The organism is Pseudomonas sp. KT_2_4 (genome assembly GCF_041410225.1).
GTDB lineage: Bacteria > Pseudomonadota > Gammaproteobacteria > Pseudomonadales > Pseudomonadaceae > Aquipseudomonas > Aquipseudomonas paracarnis.
In genome coordinates this window covers 5,486,343-5,498,598 of record NZ_CP166962.1, presented here as the reverse complement: position 1 = coordinate 5,498,598, position 12,256 = coordinate 5,486,343, and the positions used below count along the sequence as shown (strand labels likewise).

10 protein-coding genes are annotated in these 12,256 nt (G+C 60.7%); 5 read left to right on the top strand and 5 right to left on the bottom strand.

From position 1 onward, the window contains the following. Positions 1-14: 14 nt before the first annotated feature. The gene (locus AB9N64_RS25265) at positions 15-893 is read left to right on the top strand and encodes a dihydrodipicolinate synthase family protein (protein ID WP_019817812.1); all 879 of its coding nucleotides are present in this window, start codon (positions 15-17) and stop codon (positions 891-893) included. A 48-nt stretch (positions 894-941) separates the two neighbouring features. Here the strand turns inward: AB9N64_RS25265 and AB9N64_RS25260 are convergent, their stop codons facing one another. Then, positions 942-1,274, bottom strand: a complete 333-nt coding sequence (locus AB9N64_RS25260) for a YegP family protein (RefSeq protein WP_014717333.1) — start codon at positions 1,272-1,274, stop codon at positions 942-944. Between the two features lie 168 nt (positions 1,275-1,442). Here AB9N64_RS25260 and AB9N64_RS25255 point away from each other — a divergent pair, with 168 nt between their 5' ends. From AB9N64_RS25255 to AB9N64_RS25245, 3 genes are all read left to right on the top strand, one after another. Then, positions 1,443-1,982, top strand: coding sequence for an RNA polymerase sigma factor (locus AB9N64_RS25255; protein ID WP_166405453.1), 540 nt, complete (start codon positions 1,443-1,445; stop codon positions 1,980-1,982). Further along, complete coding sequence (locus tag AB9N64_RS25250) at positions 1,979-2,947, top strand: FecR domain-containing protein (RefSeq protein WP_201915498.1); 969 nt, start codon at positions 1,979-1,981, stop codon at positions 2,945-2,947. The genes AB9N64_RS25255 and AB9N64_RS25250 overlap by 4 nt, the downstream gene beginning before the upstream one ends. 126 nt (positions 2,948-3,073) lie before the next feature. Next, a complete protein-coding gene (locus AB9N64_RS25245) occupies positions 3,074-5,635 on the top strand; it encodes a TonB-dependent hemoglobin/transferrin/lactoferrin family receptor (RefSeq protein ID WP_371359758.1) in 2,562 nt (853 codons plus the stop codon). 605 nt (positions 5,636-6,240) lie between these two features. On the opposite strand, the gene AB9N64_RS25240 is transcribed toward AB9N64_RS25245, so the two are convergent. The 4 genes from AB9N64_RS25240 to AB9N64_RS25225 form a co-directional block, all read right to left on the bottom strand. Then, entirely contained in the window at positions 6,241-7,458 is a 1,218-nt protein-coding gene (locus AB9N64_RS25240; protein ID WP_106111526.1) for an SAM-dependent methyltransferase, read from the bottom strand. A gap of 207 nt (positions 7,459-7,665) precedes the next feature. Beyond that, complete coding sequence (locus tag AB9N64_RS25235) at positions 7,666-8,283, bottom strand: TPM domain-containing protein (RefSeq protein ID WP_032903207.1); 618 nt, start codon at positions 8,281-8,283, stop codon at positions 7,666-7,668. Positions 8,284-8,314: 31 nt separating this feature from the next. Then, on the bottom strand, positions 8,315-9,043 hold the full coding sequence (locus AB9N64_RS25230) for a YgcG family protein (RefSeq protein ID WP_168224204.1): 729 nt from the start codon (positions 9,041-9,043) through the stop codon (positions 8,315-8,317). Between the two features lie 18 nt (positions 9,044-9,061). Then, entirely contained in the window at positions 9,062-9,673 is a 612-nt protein-coding gene (locus tag AB9N64_RS25225; protein ID WP_014717327.1) for a LemA family protein, read from the bottom strand. Between the two features lie 241 nt (positions 9,674-9,914). Between AB9N64_RS25225 and bglX the strand changes: the two genes are divergently transcribed. Further along, positions 9,915-12,206, top strand: coding sequence for a beta-glucosidase BglX (bglX, locus tag AB9N64_RS25220; protein ID WP_106111527.1), 2,292 nt, complete (start codon positions 9,915-9,917; stop codon positions 12,204-12,206). Positions 12,207-12,256 lie beyond the last annotated feature (50 nt).

Sequence of the window (12,256 nt, the reverse complement as noted above, 5' to 3'; positions counted from 1 at the left end):
CCGGAGTTTTTCCCATGTCCAACCCAACCATTCACGGCATCATCGGCTACACCATCACCCCCTTCAGTGCCGACGGCCAACGCGTTGACCTCGACGCCCTCGGGCACTCCATCGACCGCTTGATCAACAGCGGCGTCCACGCCATTGCGCCCTTGGGCAGCACGGGCGAAGGCGCTTACCTGAGCGATGCCGAGTGGGATGAAGTCAGCGCCTACAGCATCAAGAAAGTCGCCAAGCGCGTGCCGACCATTGTCAGCGTGTCCGACCTGACCACCGCCAAGGCCGTACGCCGCGCCCGCTACGCCGAAGAGCACGGCGCCGATGTGGTCATGGTGCTGCCGGCCTCGTACTGGAAACTCAGTGACGCGGAAATCCTCGCTCACTACGCCGCCATCGGCGACAGCATCGGCGTGCCGATCATGCTCTACAACAACCCGGCCACCAGCGGCACCGACATGTCGGTGGAGCTGATCCTGCGCATCCTCAAGCAGGTCGAGAACGTGACGATGGTCAAGGAGAGCACTGGCGACATCCAGCGCATGCACCAGTTGAAACTGCAAAGTGACGTGCCGTTCTACAACGGCTGCAACCCGCTGGCGCTGGAAGCCTTCGCGGCTGGCGCCAAAGGCTGGTGCACCGCGGCGCCGAACCTGATCCCGCAACTGAACCTGAGCTTGTATCAGGCCGTACTGGCCGATGATTTGAACAAGGCGCGGGAGCTGTTCTACCGACAGTTGCCCTTGCTGCAATTCATCCTCAAAGGCGGGCTGCCGGCGACGATCAAGGCCGGGTTGCGCTTGACTGGGTTGGAGGTGGGTCATCCGCGCTTGCCGGTGTTCCCGTTGGGCGAAGCAGGGATCGGACAGCTCAAAGCGTTGCTGTCATCGGTATAAAAAACGCCCGGCTCTCGCGAGCCGGGCGTAGGCCTTCTTGCACAACCGTCAGGTCTTGTCCTTGATAGTGACACTGGAACCATTGGTCTTGACGCTGGCAATGCCATTGTCTCGTGCGGCTGTAGAGGTGTACTGCTCACTGCTGCCGATCACTTGATGATTGGCAGCCTTGAGGTTGAAGAACGGCTGGCCGTTGCTGGCCACTTTTTTCTCATAACGTTCATCATGTGGGCTGTTTGCCTGCACTGAAGCAATGCCGGCTTCAGTAGCACCGCGGGTGGTGTAAAGCTCGCTGGTCAATATGGTTTCTGCGTTCGCCGCCTTAAGCACGAAACGAAACTGCCCGTTACTGCTTTTACTCAACTCATACCATCCAGCCATGACTTTCTCCTTTGAGTGGGATATCGCTCCCAAACTTGTAGGATTAAAGGCCATGCCCCAATTTTTTCCAGCCAAACACGGGAGATCTATTTAGCTGGAGACAAATGACAATAATTCTCGATATCATTCGCGACTTTTCCACATCGTGCTTCGTCAAGAAGGGTATCCATGTCTCGTCCCCAGCCCGACCCGTCGTCGGCCGATGCCTGTCGCGGGTTTTATGCAGACATTCTGTATTTCCTGCGCAAACGCACGGACAACGCCAGCGATGCGGCAGACATGGCCCAGGATGTGTTTACCCAATGGCTGGGCTACCGCGACCGGGCCAAGGTCGAGCAGCCACGGGCGTTTCTGTTCCAGATGGCACGCAACCTGCTGCGCGATCACTGGCGTAAACAGAAGGTACGGCAAATCGTCCACCCTGATCACGCCGAAATGGATGCCGAGCCGGTCACCGACGAGCACAACGACCCTATGGCCGCCGCCCTTCGCCTGCAACGCCTGGAACAGTTGAAAGAAGTCCTCGCCGAACTCTCGCCCCGCCGGCGAGAAGCCCTTATGCTGCACCGCCTCGAAGGCTTGAGCCAGGCGCAGATCGCAACGCGCATGGGCATCTCCACCAGCATGGTGGAAAAGCACATCGCCTTTGCCCTGCTGCACTGCAAGCGACGCCTTCAACCCGACACCGGCACGGAGCAGCCAGAATGAACCGCCCGAGCGACACAAACGCGCTGGACAGCCAAGCGAGCGATTCCATCGATGCCCAGGCCGCCAGTTGGTTTGCACGCAACCGCAACGAAGTATGCCGCGCCGACCGTAAAGCCTTTGCCGCCTGGCAGGCGGTGCCCGACCATGCGCGCGCCTATGCCGAATTCGAACAGTTATGGGCCGACCTCGCCCAGTTGCAACAACTGAACAAACCGCTGGCACTGCCCAAGCGCAAGCCCGCCTTGTGGCGCCCTGCCCTGGCGGTGGCCGCTGCCTTGGTGTGCGCCGTGTTGGCGACCTCTATCGGCGCACCGCGCGAGCTGTATCACAGCCAGGTTGCCACCCAGGCCAAGGGCATGCGCACGTTGAATCTGCCGGATGGCAGTACCTTGTATGTGAATGCCAACACCCATATCCGCGTGGACTTCAGCGCCCATCTACGGGTGCTGCACCTGGACAAAGGTCAGCTGTACCTCGAAGTGGCCGCCGACAAGGAACGCCCCCTCTACGTGCAAGCCGGCGAGTCGAGCGTACGGGTGGTGGGCACTGCTTTCGATGTGCGCCGAGGGCAGCAGCAATTGGTGGTCAGCGTTGCCCATGGCCAGGTCGCTTTCGCGCCCAATGGCAAAAGCCCCGTCACCCTGCTCGGCGCCCAGCAACGGGCCTCATACAACTACGCCAAAGGCATCGTGCAACCGCAAAGCCTCAGCGCCGAAGAGGTCGCCGATTGGCGCAGCGGGCACTTGTCGTTTCGCAATCGCGAGCTGGCCAGCCTGATCGACGAACTGAGCCTGTACCGTCCACAGGCGTCGTTGCAGGTGAGCAAGGCCGTGGCGCAACTCAAGGTTTCGGGCAACCTGGATGTGAATGACCCGGACGCCCTGCTCAATGCCTTGCCCGCGCTGTTGCCGGTGAAAACCGTACTCTCGGCGGACGGCATCATGAGAATCGAGCCAAGCAAATAGGCGGCAACACCACACATGAGAATATTTTGCATTCGCATGTGTGGTTTTTTTTGCCTGCCCCGTCTTCCTCCTGTCCGTGTTTGATACGCACACCTTTTTGGCTATTTAGCCGCTCCGGGGGATTTCATGTTTCGCGCGCCTTGTCACGCTTCGCACCTGTTTCTTCGACCGACACTCATGGCTACGTGCCTGGCCTTGAGCCTCAGCGCCGAAGCCGAGTCGTTCAAGCTGCACCTGCCTGCCCAGTCGCTGGCCACGTCCCTGAGCCAGGTGGCCCAGCAGGCGAAAATCCAGCTGCTGTTCGATGAAACCCTGCTCAAGAATGTGCAGGCCCCGGCGCTTAACGGTGACTACACCCCGGAAGTGGCCATCCGCTCCCTGCTCAAAAACGGTGAACTCATCCTGCTCAAGGTCGGCAGTACCTACGTGGTGCGCCCCGATGAGGGTAAAACCACCACCACCGGTGGCGCAATCCAGTTGGACACCTTGAGCGTGATCGGCACCGGCAACGAGGTGAACGCCAGCACCGTCAACCGCTCCACCCTGACCCAGGCCGACATCGACCGTTACCAGTCCAATAACATTCCCAGCCTGTTGCAGACCTTGCCCGGTGTCAGCCAGGGCGGCTCGCTGAAACCCGGCGGCCAGACCATCAACATCCGCGGTTTCGGCGATGCCGAAGACGTGCCGCTGACCGTTGACGGTGCCACCAAGACAGGCTTTGAGCGTTACCAGCAAGGCACGGTGTTTATCGAGCCCGAGCTGATCAAGCGCATCGAAGTGGAAAAAGGTCCCAACTCGCCGTTCACCGGTAATGGCGGCTTCGGCGGCACGGTCAACATGGTCACCAAGGACGCCCCGGACCTGCTCAAGGACGGCCGCAACAGCGGTGCGATGCTCAAATATGGCTACTCCAGCAACGACCATGAACAGGTCTACAGCAGTGCCGTCTATGGCCGTACCGACGACGGCCGTTTCGATGCGCTGGCCTACCTGACCCAACGCGACGGCGGCGATATGAAGGTGGCCGCCAAATTGCCCAACGACAACAATGAGTACCCGATCAACCCCCAGCGCTTGCCCAACAGCGCCCAGGATGTGGACGGTAAGCTGTTCAAGGTCAACGCGCATTTTACCGATGAGCACAGTGTCGGGCTGTCATACTCGCGCTCCCACAGCAACCGCTGGACCCCGTTTTCCGCCGCCAGTTACCCCACGCCGCCAACCCAGTTCAACATCGACCGCTACGGCTACGAAGGCGCGTTGAAGCGCTTCCTCGCCCACCGTGACACGGTCGACACCACCTGGTCGGGCAAGTATGAATACCAGCCGCTGGACAACCCGCTGGTGGACTTGACCATCAAGTACTCACAGTCCAACACCGAGCAGACCGATGAGCGTGACGCCACGGCGTTTTTCCAGTTGGCCACCGGCGGGCGCAAGATGGACACCGCCTACACCGACAAGCTCCTGGACATCCGCAACGTCAGCCTGTTTGACACCGGCCCCTTGCAGCATGCCGTGACGGTTGGCGGGCAAATCCGCAAGCACACCCGCGAAACCGAAATGTGGATGCCCGGCGCCACCTACAACACGCCGCGCTACAACTACGGGCACTTCCAGCCAGGCTTCATGCCCCACGGCAAAGTTGATACCAACAGCTTCTTTATCCAGGACGCGGTGACGTTGGGCGACGTGACGATCACGCCGTCGCTGCGCTATGACCATGTGCGCAACCGCGGCGAAGGCAACGATGCGCCCTACTACAACAACCCCAGCCCGGCAGTGGGTCACGACTACAGCGACCGCACCTACACAGGTTGGTCGCCACGCCTGGCGCTGTTCTGGACCGTGACGCCGAACGTGGGGCTGTTCGCCAACTGGAGCCAGACCTGGCGCGCCCCGGTGATCGACGAACAATACGAAGTGCAGGGCGTGGGCAGTCGCACCGCCACCAGCGTCGACCTGGACCCGGAGCGCATCACCTCGATCACCCTGGGCAACATCACCAGCTTCGACAACCTGATCGCCCAGGACGATAACCTGCAACTGCGCACCACCCTGTTTCACAACAAGGTCGAAGACGAGATCTTCAAGGCCACCGGCGTGGGCTGCCAGAACCAGGCTGTCAATGGCGGCAGCATCGCTTCAGCTTGCCCGCCTGGGCCGATGTCCAACTACCGCAATATCGGCAGCCTGACCATCAAGGGCGTTGAGCTCGAATCGATTTACAACTCCACCTACCTGTTTGGCTCGGTGTCGTTCGCCTATGCCAAGGGCCAGCACCAAGGCGCCTACACCAACCCTTGGGGCCCGGACGTGGCAGCGCGGGACATCCCGCCGACCAAATGGGTGCTGGTACTGGGTACCCACATCCCGGCCTGGGATGCCCAGGTGGGCTGGATGGGCCAGTTCATCGGCGCCACCGACCGCCTGCCCAGCGACAAATACTCGGGCGGCCCGGGCTCCAGCGTCGGCGATCTGTTCTACGACCAGTACGGCAACAAGCGCTACAACACCCAGGGCCTGTTCGCCAAATGGACACCGCAGCAGGCGTACCTCAAAGGCACCGAGGTGAACTTCACGGTAGACAACCTGTTCAACAAAAACTTCCGCCCGGCCTTGAGCGGCGACCGGGCGTACACGAAAGGGCGTGATGCGAAGATCAGCGTGACGCGTTTCTTCTAAGCACGCACGTATTCCAACTGTGGGAGCTGGCTTGCCTGCGATAGCCAAAAGTATCTACACAACGCTGTAACGGTCGACGATAACCACGATGCGAAGCGAGCCGCTCTTGATCTTGATCTGCTTTTGATCTCAAGCGCCCCGTCAAACCACGCTGGCCGGAATTCGACAGGGATTTGGGGGGTAAACCGGCAGGGATGCCGGTTTAGCCGCCCCGCGCCATGGATGGCGCGTGGCGGCGGCCCCCCAAATCACTGGCGGATTACGGGCACACCGAGCCTAAGCGAGGTGCCGAGTGGTGGGGCAAGAGCGTTTTGCTTACTTTTGCGCTTTTCAAAAGTGAGCCGCTGTCAGAGCGGAACCCTAGGTGGCCGTTACCGCAGGAATGGATATACACACAATCCAACGGTGTTGACTGCCAGGCCGCCTTCGCGAGCAAGCCCGCTCCCACAGTTGGATTGTGGGGTGTCAGGCAGATAGGCGTCGGCTGTCAGGCCGCTATCGCAGGCAAGCCAGCTCCCACATTTGGATCGTGGGGCGTCAGGTAGATATGCGCTGGCCGCCGGGGCCGTCACGGGAGCAAGCTCCCACAGGGAACCGCGCCCATTTCAAGCCAGGTAGCCATCCCCGCGCAGCAGGGTTTCCAGGCAGTGCTCGGTGATGTGATAGAACGCCTTGAGCTCCTGGATTTTTGCCAATAGCTGCGCGTTGTCCACAGGCTCGGCACGTTTGACCGCCAGGATCATCTTGTTCTTGTTCGTGTGTTCCAACGAGATGAACTCGAACACCTTGGTCTCATAGCCACAGGCTTCAAGCAACAATGCACGCAGGCTGTCGGTGACCATTTCTGCCTGCTGGCCCAGGTGCAGGCCGTATTGCAGCATCGGTTTGAGCAGCGCCGGGCTCTGGATCTGCAGGCGGATCTGTTTGTGGCAGCACGGCGAGCACATGATGATCGACGCACCGGAACGGATGCCGGTGTGGATCGCGTAGTCGGTGGCGATGTCGCAGGCATGCAAGGCAATCATCACGTCCAGCTCACTGGGCGCCACGCTGCGCACATCGCCGCATTTGAACACCAGCCCCGGGTGTTCCAGGCGTGCGGCGGCGCTGTTGCACAGGGTGACCATGTCTTCACGCAACTCGACACCGGTGACCTCGCCCTCAGCCTTGAGGGTATTGCGCAGGTAATCGTGAATGGCGAAGGTCAGGTAGCCCTTGCCCGAGCCGAAATCGGCGACACGCACCGGGCGGTCGAGCTGCAACGGCGACGACGTCAGCGCATGGCTGAACACTTCGATGAACTTGTTGATCTGCTTCCACTTGCGCGACATCGAGGGGATCAGCGCCTGCTTGGCGTCGGTCACGCCCAGGTCGGCGAGGAACGGCCGGCTCAGGTCGAGGAAGCGATTTTTTTCGCGGTTATGCTCAGCCGAAGGCGCCTCGCGCAGTTGCTGCGGTTTACTTTTGAACAGCGAGCTTTTGTTCTTCTTGCTGTATTCCAACTGGGCTTCGTCGGTCAGCGCCAGCAAGTGCGCGTTCTTGAACGAGCTGGGCAACAGCTCGCCGATCGCCGCAACGCCGTCGGCCAAGGGGAAGTTCTTGGTGATATCGCGGGTCTTGTAGCGATAGACGAACGACAGGCATGGCCGGTCCTTGACCACCACCGGCTTGATGATCAGCCGCTGCAACTCGGCTTCCTCACCGACGTACTTGGCCAGCACCAGCTTGATAAAAGCGTTCTGGGCCAGGCTTGCGCTCAACAGTTCGATGAACTGGGCATGATGATCCGGCGCAGGGCGGGCAGGTTGAGCGGTGACGGACATGAACAAAAACGCCTCGGGTAAAGAATGCCGGGCATTTTAGGCGGGATGGGGGTTCAGGGCACGGGGTTATTTGATCAACGGTCAATCAACCCGAATAAGGATGCTGCCTTGTGCGGGAGCTGGCTTGCCTGCGATGCAGGCCACTCGGTTAATCAGGCAAACCGAGGCGATGCCATCGCGGGCAAGCCCGGCTCCCACAGAAAGCAGTTATTCGAGTACGACCAGGCGATTGGGCAGTTCGTTGCGGGTGTGAGTAACGGGCACATGCACCTTGAGCAACTCGCCACAGGCTTCAACGCAGGCGATGAACCCGGCCAGCGTCTGCCCCTGTTTCACCTGCTGGGTAAACGCCTGGACAATAGCGTCCCAATTGCTGTCATCCAGGCGCTTGGAAATCCCCTCATCCACCAGGATCTCCACATAACGCTCAGCCTCGCTGACAAAAATCAGCACCCCGGTGCTGCCCAGCGTGTGGTGCAAGTTCTGCTCCAGAAACTGCCGCCGCGCCAGGTTGGACGCACGCCAGTGGCGTACCGAACGCGGGATCAGCCGAGTAGTGACCTTGGGCAAGCGGAACACCAGGCACAGCACAATGAACGTCGCCCACTGCGCCACCAGCAAGGTGTACATGGTCAGGTAACCCGACAGGTAATGCACCACGCCCGGCACCACCAACGCGATCAAGCTCGCCCACAGCAACGGAATGTAGGCGTAGTCGTCGGCGCGCGCCGCCAGCACGGTGACCAACTCCGCGTCGGTGGTTTTCTCGACCCGGGCGATCGCTTCGGCGACTTGGCGCTGCTCGTGTTCAGTCAGTAATGCCATGGTTGTAGATGCTCTATTCTCGTTATTGTCATTACCAGCTGCCCGAAGCCCCGCCACCGCCAAAACCACCGCCGCCGCCGCGGAAACCACCGCCACCGCCGCCCCCACCACCGCCGCGCCCGCTGCTGTTGAGAATCGCCAGCAGGATAGCGCCCACCGGCAAGCCCATGCGATTGCACAGCCACAGCACGCCGATCAGCAGAATAAACAGGCCGATGGAAAAACCGGGATTATCCATGGCGAAGTTCGCATCCGCCACATGAGCCGGCACCGCCAAGGGCTCACCGCCCACCACCTGGATCATCGCGGCCACGCCGTCGCTGATGCCCTGGCTGAAATTGCCGGCCTTGAACTTGGGCAGGATCACCTGGTTGATAATCACCCAGGATTGCGCATCCGTCAGCACACCTTCCAGGCCATAGCCGACTTCGATGCGCAATTGACGGTCATCACGGGCAACGATCAACAGCGCGCCGTTGTCCTTGCCCTTCTGGCCAATGCCCCACTGGCGGCCCAGTTGATAACCGTAGTCCTCAATGGGCACACCTTGCAGGTCGGGCACGGTGACCACCACCAGCTGGTCGCCCGAGGTCTGCTCCAGCGCCTGCAATTGCTGGGTCAGTTGCTCGCGCACCGCCGGGTCGATCATCTGCGCGCTGTCCACCACCCGCCCGGTCAGCGCCGGGAAGCTCAGTGCCGCCTGGGCCACGCCCACGCAGGCCAACAGCCACAGCGCCAGGCCTATCCGTAATAAACGCATCGACACCTCAGTGCAGCCTTATTTGAACTTCACTTGCGGCGCTTTATCGGCATCGGCGCTGGTGGCTTCAAACGTGGCGCGGATCGGCAAATCGCTGTACATCACGCTGTGCCACAGGCGGCCCGGGAAAGTACGGATCTCGGTGTTGTAAGCCTGTACGGCCTGGATAAAGTCACGGCGAGACACAGCGATACGGTTCTCGGTGCCTTCAAGTTGCGATTGCAAGGCCAGGAAGTTCTGGTTGGCCTTCAGGTCCGGGTAACGCTCGGACACCACCATCAAACGGCTGAGTGCGCCGCTCAGGCCATCCTGGGCTTGCTGGAACTGCTTGAGCTTCTCGGGGTTGTCCAGGGTGCTCGCATCCACCTGGATCGAGGTGGCCTTGGCCCGCGCTTCAATCACCGCGGTGAGGGTTTCCTGTTCGTGGGCGGCATACGCCTTCACCGTTTCCACCAGGTTGGGGATCAGGTCGGCACGGCGCTGGTACTGGTTCTGCACCTGGCCCCAGGCGGCCTTGGCCTGTTCGTCCAGGGTCGGGATGTTGTTGATGCCGCAACCGCTCAGCACGCTGCTGATCAGTAACAGCGCCGCAGCCTTGAAGCCCCAGCGATAAGTGTGTGCTGCTTGCATAGTGTTTCTCCTGCCCGATCTGATGGAATGTGACGACTAACCCTATAAACCACGCGCTTGGGGCATAATCCGCCACCACTGGAATGCTTCGAGCCAATCAGCTACAAAGATGCCCAGCGCGAAAAAGAGTTCAGAGTGTGCTGCATTTATCTGAACAACACCCGAACAACAATAGACGTTCCCCACATTTTGGCCGACAGCATCTCTCTGAATGCTGCGCAGTCGCCGAAAAAGGATATTCATGAAAAAGCTGTGTTTGCTCGGCCTTGTTGCCACTCTGGCCAGCCACCCCGTATGGGCAGAAACAAAGCCTGCTGCGCTTAACGACAAGGACGCCTTCGTCAGCGACCTGCTCAAGCAAATGACCCTGGATGAGAAGATCGGCCAATTGCGCCTGATCAGTATCGGCCCGGAAATGCCCCGCGAGCTGATCCGCAAGGAAATCGCCGCCGGTCGCATCGGTGGCACGTTCAACTCCATCACCCGCCCGGAAAACCGTCCGATGCAGGACGCGGCCATGCGCAGCCGCTTGAAGATCCCGATGTTCTTCGCCTATGACGTGATCCACGGCCACCGCACCATTTTCCCGATCAGCCTGGCCCTGGCCTCCAGTTGGGACATGGACGCCATTGGCCGCTCCGGGCGCATCGCCGCCCAGGAAGCCGCCGCCGACAGCCTCGACATCACGTTTGCGCCGATGGTCGATATCTCCCGCGACCCGCGCTGGGGCCGCACTTCAGAAGGTTTCGGTGAAGACACCTACCTGGTGTCACGCATTGCCGAAGTCATGGTCAAGGCGTTCCAGGGCACCAGCCCCGCAAATGCCGACAGCCTCATGGCCAGCGTCAAGCACTTTGCCCTCTATGGCGCGGTGGAAGGCGGGCGCGACTACAATGTGGTCGACATGAGCCCGGTCAAGATGTACCAGGACTATCTGCCGCCCTACCACGCAGCGATCAAGGCTGGCTCCGGCGGCGTGATGGTGGCGCTCAACTCGATCAACGGCGTGCCCGCCACGGCCAACACCTGGCTGATGAACGACCTGCTGCGCAAGGACTGGGGCTTCAAGGGCCTGACCGTCAGCGACCACGGCGCGATCTTCGAGCTGATCAAGCACGGCGTGGCCAAAGACGGGCGTGAAGCCGCCAAGCTGGCGATCAAGGCCGGCATCGACATGAGCATGAACGACTCGCTGTACGGCAAGGAATTGCCGGGGCTGCTCAAGTCCGGCGAGATCCAGCAGAGCGACATCGACAACGCCGTGCGCGAAGTGCTCGGTGCCAAGTACGACATGGGCCTGTTCAAGGACCCATACCTGCGCATCGGCAAGGCCGAGGATGACCCGGTCGACACCTACGCCGACAGCCGCCTGCACCGCGCCGAGGCCCGCGACATTGCGCGCCGCAGCCTGGTGTTGCTCAAGAACCACAACGACACCCTGCCGCTGAAAAAATCCGCGACCATTGCCCTGGTCGGCCCGCTGGCCAAGGCACCCATCGACATGATGGGCAGTTGGGCTGCTGCCGGCCGGCCTGCGCAGTCGGTGACCCTGCTCGACGGCATGAACGCCGTGATCGGCGAAAAAGGCAAAGTGATCTATGCCCGTGGCGCCAACATCACCAGCGACAAAGCGGTGCTCGACTACCTCAACTTCCTCAACTTCGATGCCCCGGAAGTGGTGGATGACCCGCGCCCTGCCCAGGTGCTGATTGATGAAGCGGTGAAGGCGGCGAACAACGCCGACGTCATCGTCGCGGCGGTGGGCGAGTCCCGTGGCATGTCCCACGAATCGTCGAGTCGTACCGACCTGAACATCCCGCAAAGCCAGCGCGACTTGATCAAGGCCCTCAAAGCCACCGGCAAACCGCTGGTGCTGGTGTTGATGAACGGCCGTCCGCTGTCGATTCTCGAAGAGAACCAACAGGCCGATGCCATCCTGGAAACCTGGTTCGCAGGTACCGAAGGCGGCAACGCCATCGCCGATGTACTGTTCGGCGACTACAACCCGTCGGGCAAACTGCCGATCACCTTCCCTCGTTCGGTGGGGCAGATTCCGACTTACTACAACCACCTGACCGTGGGCCGGCCATTCACCCCAGGCAAGCCGGGCAACTACACCTCACAGTACTTCGATGACACCACCGGTCCCCTGTTTCCGTTTGGCTATGGCCTGAGCTACACCACGTTCAGCCTGTCGGACATGGCACTGTCGTCCACCACGCTGAACAAGACCGGCAAGCTCGACGCCAGCGTCACCGTGAAGAACACCGGCAAGGTCGATGGCGAAACGGTTGTGCAGTTGTATATCCAGGACGTGGCCGGTTCGATGATCCGCCCGATCAAGGAGCTGAAGAACTTCCAGAAGGTCATGCTCAAGGCCGGCGAAGCACGCACGCTGCACTTCACCATCACCGAGGACGACCTGAAGTTCTACAACAGCCAGCTCAAGTACGCGGCCGAACCGGGTGAGTTCAATGTGCAGATCGGGTTGGACTCCCAGGACGTGCAGCAGCAAACCTTCGAACTGCTCTGATCTGAAGCTGTCAACACGGTCGCTGTGGGAGCTGGCTTTTGTGGGAGCTG

Bases quoted from the DNA above. Each gene is read 5' to 3' on its own strand.
- AB9N64_RS25255 (WP_166405453.1), top strand. From the start codon at position 1,443: ATGTCTCGTCCCCAGCCCGACCCGTCGTCGGCCGATGCCTGTCGCGGG.
- bglX (WP_106111527.1), top strand. From the start codon at position 9,915: ATGAAAAAGCTGTGTTTGCTCGGCCTTGTTGCCACTCTGGCCAGCCAC.
- AB9N64_RS25265 (WP_019817812.1), top strand. From the start codon at position 15: ATGTCCAACCCAACCATTCACGGCATCATCGGCTACACCATCACCCCC.
- AB9N64_RS25240 (WP_106111526.1), bottom strand. From the start codon at position 7,458: ATGTCCGTCACCGCTCAACCTGCCCGCCCTGCGCCGGATCATCATGCC.
- AB9N64_RS25235 (WP_032903207.1), bottom strand. From the start codon at position 8,283: ATGGCATTACTGACTGAACACGAGCAGCGCCAAGTCGCCGAAGCGATC.
- AB9N64_RS25230 (WP_168224204.1), bottom strand. From the start codon at position 9,043: ATGCGTTTATTACGGATAGGCCTGGCGCTGTGGCTGTTGGCCTGCGTG.
- AB9N64_RS25250 (WP_201915498.1), top strand. From the start codon at position 1,979: ATGAACCGCCCGAGCGACACAAACGCGCTGGACAGCCAAGCGAGCGAT.
- AB9N64_RS25245 (WP_371359758.1), top strand. From the start codon at position 3,074: ATGTTTCGCGCGCCTTGTCACGCTTCGCACCTGTTTCTTCGACCGACA.
- AB9N64_RS25260 (WP_014717333.1), bottom strand. From the start codon at position 1,274: ATGGCTGGATGGTATGAGTTGAGTAAAAGCAGTAACGGGCAGTTTCGT.
- AB9N64_RS25225 (WP_014717327.1), bottom strand. From the start codon at position 9,673: ATGCAAGCAGCACACACTTATCGCTGGGGCTTCAAGGCTGCGGCGCTG.